Origin of the sequence: Hymenobacter sp. GOD-10R (genome assembly GCF_035609205.1) — a bacterium.
Classification (GTDB): Bacteria; Bacteroidota; Bacteroidia; order Cytophagales; family Hymenobacteraceae; genus Hymenobacter.
On the sequence record NZ_CP141184.1, the window covers coordinates 5,762,242 to 5,781,464 of the forward strand.

Annotated in this window: 14 protein-coding genes; 3 read left to right on the forward strand and 11 right to left on the reverse strand. The window is 54.8% G+C overall.

Annotation, left to right across the window (positions count from 1 at the left end; genetic code table 11):
• Positions 1–91 precede the first annotated feature (91 nt).
• The 10 genes from SD425_RS23005 to SD425_RS23050 all read right to left on the reverse strand — a co-directional run bounded on the left by SD425_RS23005 (position 92) and on the right by SD425_RS23050 (position 15,814).
• A complete protein-coding gene (locus SD425_RS23005) occupies positions 92–2,308 on the reverse strand; it encodes a prolyl oligopeptidase family serine peptidase (protein ID WP_324672688.1) in 2,217 nt (738 codons plus the stop codon).
• Between the two features lie 176 nt (positions 2,309–2,484).
• Positions 2,485–3,174, reverse strand: a complete 690-nt coding sequence (locus tag SD425_RS23010) for a hypothetical protein (RefSeq protein WP_324672690.1) — start codon at positions 3,172–3,174, stop codon at positions 2,485–2,487.
• Between the two features lie 244 nt (positions 3,175–3,418).
• The gene (locus SD425_RS23015) at positions 3,419–4,879 is read right to left on the reverse strand and encodes a hypothetical protein (protein ID WP_324672692.1); all 1,461 of its coding nucleotides are present in this window, start codon (positions 4,877–4,879) and stop codon (positions 3,419–3,421) included.
• Positions 4,880–5,086: 207 nt separating this feature from the next.
• Positions 5,087–6,619, reverse strand: coding sequence for a hypothetical protein (locus SD425_RS23020; RefSeq protein WP_324672694.1), 1,533 nt, complete (start codon positions 6,617–6,619; stop codon positions 5,087–5,089).
• A 66-nt stretch (positions 6,620–6,685) separates the two neighbouring features.
• Positions 6,686–7,093, reverse strand: a complete 408-nt coding sequence (locus SD425_RS23025) for a hypothetical protein (RefSeq protein WP_324672696.1) — start codon at positions 7,091–7,093, stop codon at positions 6,686–6,688.
• Between the two features lie 111 nt (positions 7,094–7,204).
• On the reverse strand, positions 7,205–10,672 hold the full coding sequence (locus tag SD425_RS23030) for a hypothetical protein (protein WP_324672698.1): 3,468 nt from the start codon (positions 10,670–10,672) through the stop codon (positions 7,205–7,207).
• Positions 10,673–10,874: 202 nt separating this feature from the next.
• On the reverse strand, positions 10,875–12,323 hold the full coding sequence (locus SD425_RS23035) for a hypothetical protein (RefSeq protein ID WP_324672700.1): 1,449 nt from the start codon (positions 12,321–12,323) through the stop codon (positions 10,875–10,877).
• Between the two features lie 498 nt (positions 12,324–12,821).
• The gene (locus tag SD425_RS23040; RefSeq protein WP_324672702.1) at positions 12,822–13,214 is read right to left on the reverse strand and encodes a hypothetical protein; all 393 of its coding nucleotides are present in this window, start codon (positions 13,212–13,214) and stop codon (positions 12,822–12,824) included.
• Between the two features lie 96 nt (positions 13,215–13,310).
• The gene (locus SD425_RS23045) at positions 13,311–14,693 is read right to left on the reverse strand and encodes a hypothetical protein (RefSeq protein WP_324672704.1); all 1,383 of its coding nucleotides are present in this window, start codon (positions 14,691–14,693) and stop codon (positions 13,311–13,313) included.
• A 119-nt stretch (positions 14,694–14,812) separates the two neighbouring features.
• Positions 14,813–15,814: a sugar phosphate nucleotidyltransferase gene (locus SD425_RS23050; protein WP_324672706.1), complete on the reverse strand. Its 1,002-nt coding sequence runs from the start codon at positions 15,812–15,814 to the stop codon at positions 14,813–14,815.
• Between the two features lie 188 nt (positions 15,815–16,002).
• On the opposite strand from SD425_RS23050, the gene SD425_RS23055 reads away from it, so the two are divergent.
• The 3 genes from SD425_RS23055 (at position 16,003) to SD425_RS23065 (ending at position 18,047) form a co-directional block, all read left to right on the forward strand.
• Positions 16,003–16,581 carry a LemA family protein gene (locus SD425_RS23055; RefSeq protein WP_324672708.1) on the forward strand — a complete coding sequence of 193 codons (579 nt, stop codon included), beginning with the start codon at positions 16,003–16,005 and terminating at the stop codon, positions 16,579–16,581.
• A gap of 171 nt (positions 16,582–16,752) precedes the next feature.
• Entirely contained in the window at positions 16,753–17,208 is a 456-nt protein-coding gene (locus SD425_RS23060) for a TPM domain-containing protein (protein ID WP_324672710.1), read from the forward strand.
• Positions 17,205–18,047: a TPM domain-containing protein gene (locus SD425_RS23065; protein ID WP_324672712.1), complete on the forward strand. Its 843-nt coding sequence runs from the start codon at positions 17,205–17,207 to the stop codon at positions 18,045–18,047. The genes SD425_RS23060 and SD425_RS23065 overlap by 4 nt, the downstream gene beginning before the upstream one ends.
• Before the next feature lie 348 nt (positions 18,048–18,395).
• On the opposite strand, the gene SD425_RS23070 is transcribed toward SD425_RS23065, so the two are convergent.
• Positions 18,396–19,145 carry a DUF72 domain-containing protein gene (locus SD425_RS23070; protein WP_324672715.1) on the reverse strand — a complete coding sequence of 250 codons (750 nt, stop codon included), beginning with the start codon at positions 19,143–19,145 and terminating at the stop codon, positions 18,396–18,398.
• Between the last annotated feature and the right edge of the window lie 78 nt (positions 19,146–19,223).

Sequence of the window (19,223 nt, forward strand, 5' to 3'; positions counted from 1 at the left end):
CCCGAAAGAGTTGTACGGGTTTGCTTGTTGTTTTAGCTGTCTTTTCACAGGCAATTCTACGCCCAGTAAGAAGGTTATTCGAGTGCTGCGTTTACTTTTCATAGGGGGTTAGCCCCATATTGTAGTAGGCAAACGCCCACACATCGGCCCATTCCTGAATCTGGAGCGCCGTGCTTTTGCCTGCACCGTGGCCCGCATTTACATCTACACGGATGAGCTGCGGATACGGCCCAGCGTTCTTTTCCTGAAGCGTGGCCGCAAACTTAAACGAGTGCGCCGGCACGACACGGTCGTCGTGGTCGGCGGTCGTAATCATGGTGGCGGGGTAAGTCGTGCCCGCTTTCAGATTGTGCAAAGGTGAGAACCGGTAGAGGTTCTGAAACTGATTGTAGTTGTCGGAGGTGCCGTATTCGGGCGCCCAGTTCCAGCCAATGGTGAACTTCTGGTAACGCAACATATCCATCACGCCTACCGCCGGGAAAGCTACGTGGGCTAGGTCGGGGCGCTGGGTCATGATGGCGCCCACGAGCAAGCCGCCGTTGGAGCCACCCGCAATAGCGAGGCGGTTGGGGTTCGTATATTCCTGCACCGTGAGGTACTCAGCGGCGGCAATAAAGTCATCGAACACGTTTTGCTTATGAGGCGTCATGCCGGCTTTGTGCCACTCTTCGCCGTACTCGCCCCCACCGCGCAGGTTCGGAATAGCTAGGATGCCGCCGTTTTCTAGCCACAGCATGCGCGCTACGCTAAAGCCCGGCGTGAGCGACACGTTAAATCCACCGTAAGCATAGAGGTACGTCGGGTTTTGGCCATTCAGCTTCACCCCTTTCTTCCGCACAATGAACATCGGAATCTTCGTGCCGTCTTTGCTGGCGAAGAATACCTGATTGGTTATGTAGTCTTCGGGGTTCACATCAACTTTCGGAGCCCGAAATACGGTGCTGGTGTTCGAAGCTGGGTCGTACTTGTAGATGGTGGTTGGGTACGTGAACGAGGTGAAGGCGTAGTACACCGTCTTGGCATCGTGCCGACCGCCGAAACCCGCGGCCGTGCCGATGGCCGGTAACGCTACGTCGTGCAGGAACTTGCCTTTTTCGTCGTACACCTTCACCAGCGAGCTAGCATCCTTGAGATAATTCGCAATCAGCTTCCCTCCTACTTGGCTCACGCCTTCCAGCGTGTTCTCCGACTCAGGCAGAATAGTTTTCCAGTTCTTTTCCTGCGGCTTCTTGGGGTCGATGGCCACGAGGCGGTAGCGCGGTGCTTTGTAGTTGGTCATCACCAAAAGCTGCCCACCCACGTTGCCAACTATCGAGTTGTTGTGCGCGTAGCTGGTAATCAACGACGTGAACTTGCCTTCCTGCTTGGGGTCGGTCAGGTCGCGCACGGAGAGGCGGTTGCCATCGTTCTTGCCGTCGGTAAGGTAGAGGATCAAGAAACGCTCGTCTTCGGTGGCACCCGCCATGCGGAAGCCAAGCGGCATCTTCTTGTCTTCGTACACCAGCTTGTCGGCACTCTGGGGCGTACCTAGCTTGTGGTAGTATACTTTGTGGAACTCGTTCTTGCCAGCTAGGCTGTGTTCGCCCTTCTTCGGCGCATCATAGCGGCTGTAGAAAAAGCCGTCTTTGTACCACGAGGCCCCCGATACTTTCACCCAGTTTAGCTCGTCTTTTAGCGGCTGACGCGTTTTGAGGTCGAGCACTTTAAGCTGGTGCCAATCGGAACCGCCGCCACTCGTGGCGTAAGCTAGGTAGCGGTGGTCGTTGGAGAAGTAGGTACCCGCTAGCGCCGTGGTACCGTCGGCCGAAAACTTGTTGGGATCAAGCAGCACTTCGGGTTGGGCGCCTTCGGTAGTGGGCTGCACGTACAGCACGGCTTGGTTTTGTAGGCCGTCGTTTTTGGAGAAGTACAGCTGGTTGCCTTCCTGCTGCGGCACACTGTATCGCTCGTAGTTCCAGATCTTGGTGAGCCGGTCGCGAATCTGATTCCGGAACGGAATCTTTTCTAGGTAGCCGAAGGTCACCTTATTTTCAGCTTCCACCCACGCTTTGGTTTCGGGCGAATCGGGGTCTTCGAGCCAGCGGTACGGGTCAGCGACGGGAGTACCAAAGTAGTCGTCGACTACATCAACTTTATGAGCTTGTGGGTATTGCACGGTAAAACGGGGTAAGTCGGTGCCGTTGCGGCGAGCCGAGAAAGTAGAACGGGTGCCAGCAGCACTGGTTTCACGTTCGGCTTCAGAAGCAGCCGAACGACAAGAAGCTGTTAGTGTCGTTAGTGCTAATAAAGCAAGTGAGAAGTTGCGCATAGGAGATTAGGTGGGAGCAGAGAACAGCGAAGATATGCGCTGGTCACTATACATCCGACGTACCCTACAAATTGTTCATCTAGCAAGATTGCCAACCCGTTTTCTGAGCTAATTCTTAGGCGACTTACGGCGGCGTTGCCATTCTGAAAGCTAGGTTAGCAAGTCAAAGGTGTAGTTCACCGAATTTGACTACTACTTATTCGGCCCACCTTTGGAATCACTTGAATCAGGAACCGCTTGTTCTGCCCTTCCCGATTACCGGCGTAGCGACCGGTGCCGAAGAAGCCGCTGCCACCAATGATCAACTCAATGCTCCGATCTTGGGTGAAGTCGAGGCTATTTTGCTTCCAGAGGTTCAGCAGGTTCAGAGCGCGGCGGTAGCTAAGTTGGTAGGTGGCTTGCTGCTCGTTGTTGTTGCGCGGGTCGCCTTCGGGGTAACGGGCCGCCATGCCCTCCACAATAACGAGGTAACGCACTGGCTGGTCAGTTTTGATGCTTTTAAGTACCGTGCGCAATCGGCGGCCGGCTTGTAGCAGCGCCGGTTTGTAGGCATCCTGAATCTCGTCGCGGCCCGACTTGAACTGCACGGGCACCAGCAACTCGTGGCGCTCGTTGGCGGGGTCATACTTAAAGTACTTACCTTCGAGCTGCTGCAAGGAACGCCGGATTTTGGTGATTTGCTCTAGCTCGGCGGCTTTTACTTTTAGCTCACCATTGGCCCGCTTCAGCTCCCCTTCTCGGTCCTTGAACAGCTTGAAGCTGTACACAAATAGCACCAACATCACCACAAACAGCGACGTCATCAGGTCCACGTAGCTAGGCCAGAAGAAGTCGGAAGATTGGCGATTGTTGGAGGAATTATTCATAAAAATTTAGAGCTTAAAACCCTGAACGATCATCCTCTATCATCAGTATTAGTCCCCATGATATCAACATAGGTACTACTACTATTACTAAGAATAGAGTAAGTCGGAGTAGCAGAAGTAACCGGCTCTGCTGTTCAGGTTTAACAAGTAGAAAGAAATAGCTTAATGCCACAGATATACCATAGAGTAATGCCCATGCGCTAACAACGAAAGTGTTTGAGTTAAGCATATTTGGACGTATCCACTACAACGGCTTCACACCGCCAAACACATTATCCATCGCCCGCTGCAGTCGGTTCTTAGCAGTAGCCTTCACAAGAATTTTATTCAGCTCACCTAGCTCACTTAGCACCTTCGCTTGGATCTGAGAGTCGAGTTCAACTTTGCGGAGTAATTCGCGCTGGGTAGCCGTCACGTCGCGGGCTAGGGCTTGCTGGCTCGCCTCCACATTTTTGAGCGGATCGAGTTGGCGCATGATGCGCTCGAACACGTTGTCGTTGTTGAGCTTTTGGAAGTATTGCCCCCACTTCTCGTAGGCTTGCTGAGCGTCGCGCTCATGGAATTGCAGGCGCTTCTGCATCAAGTCGGTGAGTGAAAGGCTAGCTTGGTCAAAGTACTGCTCGGTGCGGGCGCGCAGGGCGTCCATCTCCTTCTGGTGGCGCTGGAAGAAATCGAGCTGGTGCTGAATGATGTTGTCGTTCTTCCCAATGTACTGACCTAGGTCGTTGATACCTTTCTCAAAACCGCGCAACCGGTCCAAAATGCTGTTCACGCTCTGCGCCGAATGGTAGCCTGCCTCCAGCATCTGGTTTAGCTTCTGCTGGTAACCCGTGAACTGCCCAAACAGATCAGCCGACTCACGCACCTTCTCAAACACGGCAATATTGGCCTTCGCCATCTGGTCGTAGCCGATTTTGTCTAATGCTTCCAAGAAGCGGCTCTGCACCCGAATATTGTCGGTGAGCTTATCCATGATGGGTTCAAACAGCGTCACCTTACCCACAAAATCCTGGTTGAACGCATCCAGCACCGATTTCAGATTGCTCAGGCTGCCTGCCATGTCGCTGTGCAGAATGGGCAGCAACCTAGCTTGCAGGAAGGTGTAGTAGCTATTTTGCAGCACATCTAGCTGCTGGCGGGCGTTGCGGAGTAGGCCATTACCGAGCAGCGTGAGTAGCAAGCCCACGAAGCTGCCCGTCATGGCGATGAGCACGCCGGTGAGGAAGGGCGTCAGGGCATTGTCGTCGGAGACGCCGTTGCGGGCGATGCCCACCAGACCAAGAATGACGCCTAGAAACGTGCCCAGCAAACCTAGGTACAGCGGTGTAGCTACGTCAGCTTGGGCTTCGTTGGCTACCACCTGACTTTGGCGTTCGGCAATATCTTTCAGGATGCTGAAGTCGGCCGCGGCACCTTTGTTGTGTCGTAGGTAAGCATTGGTATCGACCAGGATATCTTGGAAATCCTTCGAGGTAGCATCAGCCCGGATGATGTCGGCCGAAAAAGCATCAGCGGGCGCATCGGAGGCATAATCGGGCATGTCGAGCCCCGCCGGGGTCACCAATCGCCGCTCAACGCGGAGTTGTTCTTTGGTTGGGTAAAGCTGAGCCAGCCGCGACGCTCGAGCGCGCGTTTGCAGAAACGTACGAATCTGCAAGCCCACTACGACCAGCACGACTATTACTTCAAGAATGATTTCGAACATAGAATACAATACAAAAGAACGTCATGCTGAGCTTGCCGAAGCATCTCGCGTGCAATGGTAACCCCAATCGACAGGAATTACTACAACATTAGCACGCGAGATGCTTCGACAAGCTCAGCATGACGTTCTGGAATTCGAATGCACTGCAACGTGTTTGCAACGTCCTGCTTCGTTCAACGAGAACGTGCCGAGGCGCGTTCCTACTGGCTACTCGAAATGAATCAGTGCCTTCGATTCAATCTGCCATACGCCGCCAACTTTGCGCAAGGTTCCTTCCTCATCGGTTACAATGCGCGATACGGGGCCGGTTGGCTGCTCGTAGCGGCAAGCTTCCCGCAATGAGTACTGGGCGCTCTGAATAGCATAGGCGTGTACCGTTGGGTCAGGGTTCACCTGGAAAATACCGACTTCAGGAAACTGTGTATCGAGAATGATTTCGTAAATGCTGTCGTGCTGCGGCTCTTCTGACAAGTCGTAGATGTTGAAACCGCCATTCACAGGCACTTTCACATAGCGCGTATAAGCCGTTGCCAGTGCGTCGTCTAACTCTTCAGTCGGCTGGTTTTCAGCGGCGGGCAACTGCATCGGCGGCACCAAGCTGTCAAACTCCTCGACAGGCGCCGAAGCCGGCGAACCAGCGGGTATCACCGGCGGCATTGGCGAGATTTCCGACATAGAAGGTGGCGCTTCATAGGTAACCGGCGCAGGAGCTGGCGCCGCGGGCGGCGCTGCTACGGGCGGTGCGGGTAGGGTAGGCACTGGAGCCGGAGGAGCCACCGTAACTGGAGCAGGTGCCACTGGAACCGGCGCAATTGGCTTCGGGCTAGGTGCTGGAGGAACTGGTGCCAGAGCTGCTGCTGCAGGTTGGGGCGCAGGTGCTGGTGTCGGCGCCGACTGTTTCCGCAACTCTTCTGCAACGCGCTGTTGCACTAGCTTTTCCACTTCGCGCTGTAGTTCAGGCGTTAGTTTGCTGATGCTAGCTGGACTAGACGCTGCCAAATCGCCAGCACTGCCGCGTGCGCCTTTGGTTTCTTTTGCGTAGCGGTCAACACGTTCTACTAGCTTGCCGATCTGGCCGCGTAGCAGCGCGTACAACACTAAGCTCAGCAAGGACAGAATCAGCGCCAACGGACTAAAAAACTTGCTCATGAAGCTTTCTCCCGACGAGCGAGTCGTGGCGGCATCGCCAACAGTCGCTGGGCCTGCATCAGCCGGAGCAGCGGCCGTCGCTTCATCCGTCGAGGACGACGTGTCGCTTACCTCTACGCTTGCCGTTTCACCAGCGCTGATGTCGCCGAGCGGCGTACCGTTTTCCACGTAGCCTTTGAGCGCGGTGTTCAGCGCTTCCAAAGCTTGCATCCGGGCCGGGCTAGCTTTGCGAGCCGGCGACGCTTTCAGACGGTTAATAATCTCCGTTACGAGCTTTTCGCTCCGCGCTTGATTCGTACCTAGGCCCTTGTACATCGTGCCGCGGCCCTCCAAGGGCTGATAAAGCAAGCTATATACTTTCTGGCTATCCGGCTTGATACTGTTCTCAAACTGTTTCAGCGTGCCGCCACAGTTGAGCTTGCTCTTGAGGTTTGGCCGGTTGTTGTCGTTGTACACGAACTTCACCGTAGCACACCAGATCTGCACCTTCTGCTCATCGAGAGAAGGCTGACCTAGGGGTGTTTGAGCGTAGGCAGCGGTGGTTAAAAGCAGGCTAAGAAGCAAGAAAGCAACACGACGAAGAGAGGTCATAGGTTGTGGCAACAAAGAAAAATTAGAGCTTACTGAAGTAAGGCAGAACGAGCATCAAATCGACAGCTACAATATGAGAATGTATTGTTCTATACCATCCCATTCTTCACCGCAAAATTCCCATCCGGTTTCGTACTCCTGTAGAGAATACTTCGCAGTGAAATGAGGTGGAAGTAATAGCGGCTTATGTAGATAGCAGCCCATCATACGGTCGTAAGAATTATAGAGCTCTGTCTCCGCTTTAAGGATAGTAATGTGGACTATGCGAGGCAGAACATCAGAACAAACAAGAGCTTTTATCAACTCCCTTCGGCTTGTTAATGGAATGATTACCTCGGCTCGATCAATGGTAGCCGATGAAACCATCTTCTTTATTGCCTTTAGAATTTCCTCTTCGGTAGAGTATAGTACTGCAGAAGCATCATTCGGCATTAACCGAAGCACATCAATAAAGAAGTTGGCGTTCTTGTTCATTCCGCATCATCTTCATGTTTAGCAGATTTCCTAGGATTGAAACCCTGAGCTATGGGATGAATCGTTCTTCGTCACTCAATAACTCAGAGTTTTAACTCTGGGAAATTTAATCTAGGCCTGCAATTCCCGGCTTAAATTGTACAGCGCCTGCTTCAGCGGGTAGAAAAACAGCGTTTCGGGTAGCGTCTCATCGTTGCTGAGCTGGCGCTGAAGCTGGTGCAAACCTAGGCTCAGGCTGTCTTCGATTTCGCGGAGCAGAATGTCGCGCACCCGCTGGCGGTCTACGTCGACGCCAACTTCGCGCAGGAGCGGCGCTACTTCGTCGCCTTCCAACACTAGGGTCAAGAAGTTGCGCACGTTGTCGAGCACCTGCTGCTTAAGGTCGGCATCTACTTGCTGCAACTTGAGGCGAGCCGCCCCGATTTCCGCCGACTGGGCCGTGCCGGTCAGCTTCACGTGCTTGATCTGGTCGTAGTCAGACGTAGACGACTTTTCCTCGAACAGCACACCACCGTTGGTGGTGGCTTCTTTCGGGTTATCAGCTAGAATAACGCGGAAGTTCTGTGGCGGCTCGGTGCCTGTTACGGCTTTGAAGACGGCTTTCGTGATCTTCTCAATAGCCACCAAGCTGCTGCCACCCGCTAACAGACGCAGGTACAAGCTGCCTTTGCCCGAGAAGCATAGGTAGCGCGGCGTTTTCAGACCTAGCTGCTGCACAAGCTGCGCCGTGTGGTAGATGATGGACGTGTAGTGCAGGTAGAACAGCACCCGCAATTGCCGGCCCTTCCCTAAGGTCAGGCTCTGGGAGAAGCGCAGCGCATCATCGTACTTGAAGAGCAAGCTCGTCACGTCGGCTGAGCCAAAGTCGGCGTTCTTCAGCGCAGCTTGCAGGTAGCCTTTGTACTCCTGGTTTTGCTCGCTGTTCGGCAGCGCGTCGGCGTGGTTAACACCTAGGCGCAGGAGGCCGTTTTGCTTGGGCGCGCCCTGCACACGGGCGTATCCATCGCCCCACAGGTCGTCGCCGGCAAAGCGGAACGACGAACTGAAGGCGGGTTTCTGCTCCGCGAAGATGAGCAAGTCGGTCGTGCCGCCGCCAATGTCAATGTTGATGACGTTCTCGTCGCGGTTGGGCACCACTTGGTTGGTGGCCGTGAGGTAGTAATACGGCGCCACCGATTCAGTGAGGCACACGGTATTCTGCCCCGACTTGAACACTTGCCGGAAAGACTCATCCCACACCTGCTGGAACTGGTTGCGCAGGAAGCCATCGAAGCTCAGTGGCGCAAACCACACCACGCGGGTATCTTCCAGAATGCCGCCGTGCAACGCTGCTTTGTGCTTGAGCAGCAGTAAAATCTCACGGAAGAACGCCTCAATGCGTCCTACGCCCTGCGGATCTAACTCCGCCGACCATTTCAGGTTGGTCACGAAACGATTTTGCGGTAGTTCGGCCAGTGTTTCGGTGTTGATGCTAAAGCCAATGTTGATGTTGCTCAACACCTTGGCGGGTTCGTTGGCAAACGACAACGTTTCGCAAACCGCCGTCCGAATTGGGAACTCATACACCGAGCCACCGTCGCCAACGAAGCTAGGTACGAACTCACGGTTTTGGAGTGTGGCCACCGAATCCCACATCTGGCCGGCGCCTGTGCGGTAGCGTTGCGCCGCCGATAAGCCCATATCTGCAACCGGTGCGTGCAGCCATTCTACTTGCACATCGGCCTCGCCAATGGTGAGCGGACGCGGGTGCGCCGACGGACCATCTGCGTAAGCAATGTGCGTGTTGGTCGTACCGAAGTCGATGGCAAACGTGAAGCGACGCGTACCACGGTCCAGCTCACGCCAACGGGGCACCAAAAGGCCGCGAGCTGGCTCACCGCCAATGTTGGCGGGCGGGCAGGTCAGCTCGGCTAGGTCGAAGTGCGTGCCGGTGATTTCGTAGTACGTGCTGCCGGCCGTGGCCATGCTCTTCTGCGTGCGCTCATGGCGCACGGCGCGGCGAGCTGCGCCTTGCTCCGTAAGCCGTTCGCCACCCACGAAGAACGTGAGGTCGTAGCGACGGCTGAGCATGGTGGGCGAGTTGTCGGCATCCACCAGCATTACTTTGTACAAGTCGTTGTACTGCGGCTGGTGGCGCACTTTGTAGAACGGGAATACCCCTAGGTCCACATTCGCGCGCACAATGCGGCCTTTCTCCAGAATCTCGCGGCCTTGCGCGTCCTTCGGGTTCTGCGGATTGTGGTAGTAGCTGCGTTCAAACGAGATGAAGCGCCCCGCCTGCACTGGCACCCGCAACGTCACACGCACGTGGTTCAGGTCGATGGTGAAGTGCAGCAGCTCGGCTAGCTCGTTCTCGGTGAAGTAGTCGAAAAAGGCTTGGCGCAGCGGCAGCAGGTATGGAAACCTAGCCCGACCCTGCCCGTCGGCGCCGTACTGGAACGACACTTTGCCGGTGTGGAAGCGCTGGGTATTCAGGTCGTACGGCAGCTCCACGAGCGAATCTTCTAGGAAGTCGCCTACGGTGATATAAGGGTACTTGAAGCCTTTACCGGGTAGCACGCGGTTTTCCAATGCTAGCTCGTCATGGTACGGCACTGGCGTGCGGTCGTCCCAGGGCTGGCCATTGAGGTAGTTGGCGCCCTGCATGGTCAAGTTGGGGCGTAACACCAAGGGGCGCGGCCGGCCGCTTTCGTTGGCGCGGGTCGGCTGGATAAACAGGTCGGAGCTGGTCACAGCTGACTGATCGGCACGGCCGGGCAGCGGCACCGTTTTCACGCTAGCTAGGTTGCCCTGAATATCGGGCAGCGCTGGGTAGCGAGCCGAGAACTGCTGCGCTGTCCGGTCGCCCTGCATCTGGAGCTGGTTGATCTTGCTCCGATCGAGGCCCGCGAAAACGCTGCCGGCGAAGTCGCGGCGCTGCAAACCCGGATAGGCTAGGAACAGCTCGTACACGAACTCGCGGAACTGCGGGTCGCGGTCCTCGAGCAGCACCGTCTGGTTGTCGAAGTAATGGCCACGGGCCTGCGGCCGCTCCAGGTCCAACGGCTTCACTTCCGGGCCGGTGAACAGCAACGTGAGCGGCGATGTGCCGCCCAGCAACCTAGGTCCGCCCGGCAGCTCCGGCGACTCATAGTACACCAGGTACATATCGGTGAAGTCGCGGAACCGCTCGTCTTGCAAGAACAGCTGCAAGGTTTCGCCGAGCAGGCGCGTGCCTTCCTGCTGCCGCATCTTGCGGATTTCCGTCTCCGCGTTCCAGCGCCGCAGCGTGATTTTGCGCCCCGCCTGCGAGTAGAGATGGTAGTTGTACAGCAGCTCAAACAAATCCCAGAAGTGCGTCACCAGCTCGTGGTACACCGACCCCGGATTGCGCTGCCCTTCCCGCGCCAAGAAATCAAAGGCCGTTTCGAAGAGGTGCATCCGCGCAAACGGCGTCGGGATGGACACAGCCACGTTCTTGGCCTTGCCGCCCGCCGGGTCGGTCACGGTGTTGATTTCGGTGCTGGTAACGGGCGCGGTTTTCTGCCAGCCTTGCACCTGCTGGGAACCGTTGTTATGTAAGCGAAGGACTTTGGGCATTCCTTTAGTATCTATTGAATGGTAATCAACTCCCCTCCTTCTTTAAGTAGGGGTGCCCGAAGGGCGGGGTGGTTGATCGTCGAACGATGCGGACCTAGGTCGTTCAAGAAAATCGTTTTAAGGTAAACAACGACTTCAACCACCCCAGCGTCAGCTAAAGCTGCCGCGTCCCCTCCTCTAATGAGGAGGGGAGCTGTTGTTCTTACACCACTTTCACCTTCTCCTCAAACGCCTTATCTGTCACATCATAGAACAGCTCGACGAGCTTCTTGAAGTTGTCGGGCTCGGCGATGGTCTTCTCGGTTTTGTTGAGAGAGTCGAGGAAGTAGTTGTGGTTGATGCCTTTGTTAAAGAAATCAGTCCATTTCTTTTCGACGGGCTTGCCAGCAATCATGGCGTTAAAGTCTTCGGTAGCTAGGTCGAAGGGACGGAAAGCGCGGCGATTTTGGCCTAGCTCTTTCAGCCACTCATCCACACCAAACTCGGGGCTGTGCAAGATATTTTGCAGCTCCCTGAAGATAGGCTCGTTGCGCAGTGCATAGTCGAGCTTCAAGTTGTCGTGGTACGGCGCCTTGTCAGTTGCGAGGAACTGCCGGTGGTAGCGCGTGAAGTAGAGCAGCTGCGTGAGGTGCTTGGCCATCAACTCGCGTGATTCGTCGGGCAGGTGGTTGAACTGCACCTCGGGCGCATCGGTGGCAAGGCCATACTCGTGGAAGTGCGGACCACCCGTGCGGAGTTCGGCCGCCGAGTACTTCATGAAATCTACGATACTCAGGGCCGCGAGCAGTTCGATGAGGTGGGCCTTGTTGCGCTGCTGGGTGCCGCCAGGCTGGTTTTCGTAAGGCGTATCGGGCGTATCGGCTAGGTAGTATAAGGCGTTCAGGCCTTGCAAATTGTGCTCGTAGTAGCTGAGCGCCGCTTTGGTTTTCGTGAGGAAGCTGTTGGAGTCAATAACCGAGTTATCCTCCGATTGCAGGGCGAAGTACGGCATCACCGTCACGGCGCCGGTGGGCGCGTCGCGCAGGTAACGGGCGTTGCTCAGGCGCGTGTTGGTGTCCTTCAGGTTTTTGAGCATGAGCGGGAAGCCCGCCGCACCCGTCCCGCCGAAGATGCTCGACACGAAAAACACCCGGTCGCCTTCCTGGAAGTTATCAGCGAAAAAGCGGATTTCGGGCGATTCCACCAGCTTGTTCAGCACGATGCTGCCCACATTGGGCGACCCGCGAAAACCAATCGTCAACGGACTTTCGAGGTTATCTTGCGTGAACAGTAAATCCACCAAACCCTTAGAGTCAACCGACAAACCATCGTAACTGAGGTACTGCCGGAAGCTCTGGTTGATGCCGCCGAAGTCGAAGATGAAGGTGTCCTTCACCGAGCCGTTCACATCCTGGCTAATGCCGCTGAGCGTGCTGATGTCGGTTTTGAAGAAGCCTTCTTCGCGCGGACCTAGCTTTTTGTAAATCTGCTGGTAGCTCTGCAACAGGGCTACCGTACGGTTCATGTCGCCGTTGTGGGCGTCGGGGTCAATGATGATGGGCACCACCCGGTCGCAGTTAGGCAGTTCCACGCCCGCCGCCAGCAGCATCGTGAGCGAGCGAATAACGCGGGAACCTGTGCCGCCGATACCGAATAAAAAGAGTTTAGCCATGTGGGTTGGGCTTGAAATTCTGATTTACAACTCAGCCTATGAGTGAGTCGTCGTACTCACAATTGTATATGGCATTTTGTAAAACCATATAGATGTCTTCAAAATGTCGTGACTGCTTGATCAATGTTATTAAGTGATCTGCCTCGATGAACTGAGTCAAAACATCATCGTCGGCTTCAACACATCGTACGACCCAATCCTTAAGATCATCAAGCGTATACTCTCCTACCTGGTACCATATGCTTTCTACTGGAACTTTGTCCCAATAAACATAGGAGAGTAGCTTTTGCCACTTGCCGAAGCTACGTTTCAAATGGAGCCTCCGTCTAAACAGTCTACCAGAAGCATCAAAATACAATTCTGGTTTTCGTTGTGATTCATAATAGCTATACAAGTTACAATACCCAAGCTCCTGCAAATCGTCTACGAAGTAGCAGTAAGGATTATCTTCCTCGTGTGCACAAAGCAGAGGAAAGATCGGGGTCATACTCGCTCAAACTAAAACGGCGTCGTACTCGCGTTGGTCGAGCCTTTGCGCAGAATGACGGAAAACAGGAAGTAGAACAAGAGGCCGTACACCGCGTTCAGCGTGGCCAGCCAGTAGATGTAGCTGTGGTCGGTTACTTGCTGCGCTTTAGCCTGCCACACCACCACGATAAATGCAAGCAGGGCATTCAGCACCAAGAACAGCGTCCAGTGGCGGAGCTTGTTGAAGGTGGCCACACCCATCGCGCGATTGATGAGGTAATAGAAAATAATGACCAGCGCCAGCGAGATACCTAGGTTCAGCAGGCCGATATTGGGGAATACAATCTGGCGGTACACGGGCGTGTCGGCCGGGGGCTGGGGTGTGCCGATGAGTTCGTAGAGGAAGCGGAAGAAGCTTTGCATAGAAGGAGAGGAAACGCCAACGTTAGCTGGGAGAGCGGTACACGATATGCGTCGGAATAAGAATACTGCGAAGAAGGTGCCAGCTAAAAGCTAGCGTTAGTCGGCGGGTTGCAGCGTGAGCGGAATCTGAAAGATAGGCGCTTGGTTTTGCTCATCTGTCGTGACGGCCGCTACGCCATCTACCAGACTACTTAAGGCGAAAGTTTTGGCGCCGACTTGATTGATGTTGCTGTCATTCTTAGTTGTCCACTGAGTTATCCACATTGGGCGCTTATCCTGGAGGATAACTTGGAGTGGCCGGGCGGCTTTGCCCATCTTGGTAACGCGAATTTTGACAAAATGCGTGTATTGTGCTTCTGGTCCGCTGCTGGCGCGCGTTTGATCAGTGGCGCTAAACACACTCACGATCTTTGCATCCGTGTCTTGCCCAGTTAGTTGCAGGTTTGCTTTCAGGTGACCTAGGTCTTGGTACAAAGCGGGCAGCGTTTGCAAATTCATCCCGAGTACAAACTCCACAGGCTGTTGCGCTGATACTTCGCTTACGGCTATGGTGTGGTAGCTAGCTCCCGCTGCGCGCTTGCTAGCATCTTTCTCGCCGTAGTACCAAGCACCTTGGTTCTGAAACTTATTCAGCAAGGAAGAAGCTGGCACCTGGTACTTCACGCCAAAGTGCGCTTGCTCACTAGGAGCTTTTTTCAACAAGGCTGCATCGAAGCGACGCACGGCATCGGCCGGACCAATCACCCACATATAATACGGTATATCCGTATCACAGCACCGATTGATGCGCTTGGCTGCTGTTTTCATGGCCGGATAGAAAGCGCCTTTGAAATCAGACGTGTGGCCGTAAACCGACACGGCTAGGTCGGAACGACCAGCAGCATTGAGGGCGTCGATGATATCCGTTTTAATGTACGGCACGGCTCCAGCGTTACGCGGCGCGTAGATAAAGTCCGAAATCAGCACGCTGACCGCGTTGGGCTGGTAGTAGTGGCTCACTAACGTATCCAGAATGGCCGGAATACTCGTGCTGCTGGCCGGCTCCCGAATGCCTTCGCGCACTGTCGTTTCCAACTGCTGGTATGAATCGCGGTACGGCTTCTCTTTGATGCGGTAGAACGTTTTACGCTGAACGCTGGCGCTCCGGTTTACATCGGAAAGAAACTGTGCTACGTGCTGCTGAAAACGTGTGTTTTGGGCATCAGCGCCGGTTTTGGGCATGAAGCCTTCCATCGAACCGGACACCTCCAAGAACACGTTCACTTGCTTGAGCGGACCAGTTGTGGCCGCAACGGAGCTAGCTTCGACTTCCGGCGAGGAAGCAGCAGCGGGCGTTTTATCTACAGAAGCTTCTGTAGTTTCGGCAGCTTTCGTGTTGCCCGCATCTGACTTGAGGTCGTCGCGGGAGTAGCAGCCAGGAAGTAGCAAAGCCACTGCCAATAGCCCTGGCAGTAGTTGAGAGAAGTGAGGACGTTGCATCGAACCAATGTACAGGTTGACGGCTGAAGCCGCAACCTTACCTACTGCCGGGGTGCCCAGCAGGTTGTGTAGGAACGATATATAAGAAAGAATATTTTATAACTAGGCTTGCCGCTGACCTAGCTATAGTCAATCTCCGTATTGTCGCCGATGTTCAGGCTGTGGTTCAGACCACGGAACGAAGCGTCGGAGCCGACAATGCAATCGTGGAGCACGGCTTGGCGCAACTCGCTGTAGGAGCCAATAATCGAATCCGCCAATATGGTGTTCTCCACAATCGTTCTGTCGCCGATGGCAACGTTAGGGCCGATGATCGAGCAGGAAATCTGGCAGTTCTTGCCAATGCTCACCGGCGGAATAATAATGGTGTTCGGAAACTCAGGCAGCGACTCCGTCCGCATAAACTCGGGCCGGTTCAGCAAGCGGGCGTTGGCTTCAAGCAACGTCTCTTTGCGGCCACAGTCAAACCAGTTATCCACCGAAACGGTCGTCATCTCCTCCCCTTCCTGAATCAGCGTCATCAGTGCATCCGTTAGCTGAAACTCGCCGTGCGTGCGGTGCTCCTGCTCAATCAACTGCCCCAAGGCGTCAACTAACCGTTCAGGATGAGCAATTTTGTACAGCCCAACCATGGCATAGTTGGACTTCGGAATTTTCGGCTTTTCTATCACTTTCGTGACGCGACCACCGGGTCCGGTTTCCACCAAACCGAAAAGGGTTGGGGTTTTAACTTCTCTTACCCCGAGCACGGTGCCTGGCATTTGCAGCACGGCACCTAGGTCGACATCAACAATGGTATCACCCAGTAAAATGAGGATGCCTTCTGCGTTGTAGCGAAATTCTTCACGGGCAATCCACAAAGCATGACCAATGCCTTCGCGAGGCTCCTGCACCACGAAGGTGGATTTTATCTGTGGATATTGGCGGCGCACATAACTCTCTACCTTTTCACCTAGGTAGCCAATGATAAATACAAAGTCCTGAACGCCAGCGCCCAGAAGCCGGTCGATGATATGCCCCAGGATGGTATTACCAGCAACGGGCACCAGCGACTTGGGCTGAGTATGCGTATGCGGACGTAGGCGAGAGCCGATGCCGGCAACGGGAATGACAGCTTTCATGAACAAAAGACGTGGCGTAAGCACGCAAAATAGTGAATCGGCGCCGGAGCACTGAGGGCCAGCACAACCGCCAGCGCCTTAATTCGTACTTTTCAGCGCACCAGCGCCTGCCGACGCTAACCACGTTGGCCCGCTTCAGGTTTCGAATGTCTTTCTCTCTCTTCCACTTTTTTAATTTCTCTCTCCCTATGAAACGTTTTGTTCTGTATTTCTTTGGCTTAGTAATTCTGCTCACGCAGTCGTCTTGTGGCTACAATGGCATGGTCGAGCGCGACCAGGCGGTAAAAGGCCAATGGGCCAAAGTGCAAAGCAGCTACCAGCGTCGTAACGACCTTATTCCGAACCTAGTAAACACCGTAAAAGGTGCTGCCAACTTCGAAAAAGGTACCTTGACAGACGTTATCAACGCCCGCGCCAAGGCTACCAGCGTGCAGCTTTCAAGCGATGATCTGACCCCCGAAAACATTAAGCGCTTTCAAGAAGCACAAAGCCAAGTTAGCTCAGGCCTAGGTCGATTGCTGGCTGTATCAGAAAACTACCCTGACCTGAAAGCCAACGCCAACTTCCAGGAGTTGCAAGCCCAAATTGAAGGCACCGAAAACCGCATCAACGTAGAGCGCAACCGCTTCAACGACGTCACGAACGACTACAACGGCTACGTAAAGTCGTTCCCGAACAACATTTTTGCGGGCATGTTCGGCTTTAAAGAGAAGCCCTACTTCGAAGCCGACGCTAGTGCTCAGAAAGCACCTACCGTTCAGTTCTAATTTTTTAGTGCGTAGTGCCTAGTGCTTGGTGCTTAGTTTATGCAGAAGAAAATAAGGGCGGTTGGCCACGAGTAGCAAAGAGATTTGCGTTACTACTCAGGCCATTGCCTTATCATCTAGCATCAAGCACACCCACCCAAGCACTAGGCACCAAGCACTAAGCACTACGTCATGAAAAGCCCTCTTACGCCGGAACAAGAGGCTGCGCTTGTGGCCGCAATCCGGCAGGCCGAAATCACTACTTCCGGCGAAATCCGGGTTCACCTAGAAGATACCTGCCCTACGCCCGAGCCACTCGACCGCGCCGCGCAGGTGTTTGCCGAGCTAGGTATGCATCGCACCGCTCAGCGCAACGGAGTCTTGTTCTACCTAGCCTGGCAAACGCGCCAGTTTGCCGTCATCGGCGACTCAGGCATCAACTCTGCCGTGCCCGACGATTTTTGGGAAGTGACGAAAGAAGCCGTGCTCAACTATTTCCGAACTAACGATTACGTGAACGGTTTGGACAAAGGCATCCGGCTAGTCGGGGAGCAGCTCCGACGCTATTTCCCATATGACGCGGCCACCGACCGCAATGAACTCGACGATTCCATCTCGTTTGGCGACTCCACGCCGCCACATGCATGAGCAGCACATCCTCTCTCCCTATTTCCGCGAACCGCTGGTTTGGGCCGCTGCTAGCTATTCTGTTGCTCGTCGCTGGCCTCTTGCCATCGGCGGTAGCGCAAAATGTGCCGCCCCGTCCTTCGCCCCCACGCCTCGTCAATGACCTAGCCAACATGCTCCGCCCCGATGAAGTGGAGGCGCTGGAGCGTAAGTTGGTCGCTTACAATGATTCCACTTCCTCGCAGATTGCCGTCGTGACGGTGCCAACACTGGGCGACGACGAAATTGCGGACTATGCCCAGCGCATTTACAAAACTTGGGGCATTGGGCAGAAAGGCAAGGATAACGGTGTCCTAGTTCTGGTTGCGAAGCAAGAGCGTGCCGCCCGCATTCAGACCGGCTATGGCCTCGAAGGGGCCGTGCCCGATGCGCTGGCAAAGCGTATTATCTCTAGCACCATCGTGCCGGCCTTCCGCGAGCAACGCTACTACGATGGTCTCAACACGGCTACCGACGAGCTAATTGCCCTGGCAAAAGGCGAGTACAAAGCGCCGCCGCAAGCCCAGGGCTCCGCTGACAACGGCGATACCAGCGGCTCGGGCTGGACGTTCTGGTTGATCATCGGCATGCTGATCCTCTTCGTGCTGCTTCGCTCCCGAGGCGGTGGCGGCGGTGGGGGCGGCGGACGACGCAGCCGGGGCTTCGGCGGTACGTTCATTCCGCCCATCATCTTCGGCGACTTTAGCGGCGGCCGCGGCGTGTTTGGCGGCGGGGGCGGCTTTGGTGGTGGAGGCGGTGGAGGTTTTGGCGGCTTTGGTGGAGGCAACTCTGGCGGCGGCGGCGCTAGCGGCAACTGGTAGCTAGCTTCTCAGTTAGCTTGCTAAAAAAACCCCAATAACATCGTTCCCATAATAGAAAGCACCTGATGTGCTGTAATGCTTCCTAGCAATGGAGGTCCTACAATACATGAGGTGCTTTTTGGCGTTAGTACGTTGTTCTACACGCCACATACACTTATGGCTTAGCAGCGAGAGAAGTAACTACTTTGGCGGGCTAAGCGCGTAAGAGGAATATGCTTAGAAACTCCGACAAACCAGAACTACCCGCGTGGGTCTTTCTCCTGCTTCGCTTCGCGGGTATTGCTTTCGTAGCTATTCTGTTCTGGGTTGTCACCAGGTGCGGACGCTAAGCTTCTCCTAGCTGCCTAGCTACAATAGTATGTCAGCGCTAGAGCCCAACAGCTTCTGCATCTGACGAGCATTCTCTACACCAGCCCCACCAATGCCGTTGTTGAAATACAAATAGACTTCCTTCACCTGAGGAGCAGCGCGTACCTCATCAGCTACGCGCTGCAAGAACTCGGGCGTATAGGGCGTGGTGTACAGTTCCGGCACGCCATGGAAGCGGTAGTAAAGCACCTCCGTATTGGCCACCACTTCGTCGGGCAATGGCTGCGGATGGCTCTGGCTCACGAATGTTACATGGTAGCGAGCTAACTCGCGGTATACCTCACCTTCCCACCAGCTTGGGTGCCGAAACTCTACCACGTTTGTAAAGGCTGGGTCGAGGCTATCGAGGATGCGCTGAAGTAGTTCGTCGGTGTAAGCAGCTTTGGGTGGCAGTTGGAACAACACTGGACCTAGCTTTTCGCGCAATCCCTCCTGCACCATGCCGTAGAAGTCGGCTAAGATCGGCTGAGCTTCCGCATTGAACTTCTTGTAATGCGTGACTTGGCGCGGCGCCTTTACCGCAAAATGGTAATCAGCTGGGCTCTTGACGTACCAATCTTCAAACACTTTCAACTCCGGCATGCGGTAGAAAGTAACATTCACCTCCAGCGTGTTGAAGTGCTGGGTGTAGTACTCAAACCACTTGCGCGGGGGCAAGCCTTCTGGGTACAGGATGCCTTTCCAGTCGCGATAAGAAAAGCCAGAGCAGCCGATATAGTAGGTGGGCATAGCAGGAGTGCGCAGCAGTATGATGTACGGTTTCTACGCGTCTAGCTTCCCTTCTGATCTAAGCGGAAAAGAATCTGC

Coding starts and splice junctions, on each gene's coding strand:
- SD425_RS23005 (WP_324672688.1), bottom strand. CDS start 2,308: ATGCGCAACTTCTCACTTGCTTTATTAGCACTAACGACACTAACAGCT.
- SD425_RS23010 (WP_324672690.1), bottom strand. CDS start 3,174: ATGAATAATTCCTCCAACAATCGCCAATCTTCCGACTTCTTCTGGCCT.
- SD425_RS23015 (WP_324672692.1), bottom strand. CDS start 4,879: ATGTTCGAAATCATTCTTGAAGTAATAGTCGTGCTGGTCGTAGTGGGC.
- SD425_RS23020 (WP_324672694.1), bottom strand. CDS start 6,619: ATGACCTCTCTTCGTCGTGTTGCTTTCTTGCTTCTTAGCCTGCTTTTA.
- SD425_RS23025 (WP_324672696.1), bottom strand. CDS start 7,093: ATGAACAAGAACGCCAACTTCTTTATTGATGTGCTTCGGTTAATGCCG.
- SD425_RS23030 (WP_324672698.1), bottom strand. CDS start 10,672: ATGCCCAAAGTCCTTCGCTTACATAACAACGGTTCCCAGCAGGTGCAA.
- SD425_RS23035 (WP_324672700.1), bottom strand. CDS start 12,323: ATGGCTAAACTCTTTTTATTCGGTATCGGCGGCACAGGTTCCCGCGTT.
- SD425_RS23040 (WP_324672702.1), bottom strand. CDS start 13,214: ATGCAAAGCTTCTTCCGCTTCCTCTACGAACTCATCGGCACACCCCAG.
- SD425_RS23045 (WP_324672704.1), bottom strand. CDS start 14,693: ATGCAACGTCCTCACTTCTCTCAACTACTGCCAGGGCTATTGGCAGTG.
- SD425_RS23050 (WP_324672706.1), bottom strand. CDS start 15,814: ATGAAAGCTGTCATTCCCGTTGCCGGCATCGGCTCTCGCCTACGTCCG.
- SD425_RS23055 (WP_324672708.1), top strand. CDS start 16,003: ATGAAACGTTTTGTTCTGTATTTCTTTGGCTTAGTAATTCTGCTCACG.
- SD425_RS23060 (WP_324672710.1), top strand. CDS start 16,753: ATGAAAAGCCCTCTTACGCCGGAACAAGAGGCTGCGCTTGTGGCCGCA.
- SD425_RS23065 (WP_324672712.1), top strand. CDS start 17,205: ATGAGCAGCACATCCTCTCTCCCTATTTCCGCGAACCGCTGGTTTGGG.
- SD425_RS23070 (WP_324672715.1), bottom strand. CDS start 19,145: ATGCCCACCTACTATATCGGCTGCTCTGGCTTTTCTTATCGCGACTGG.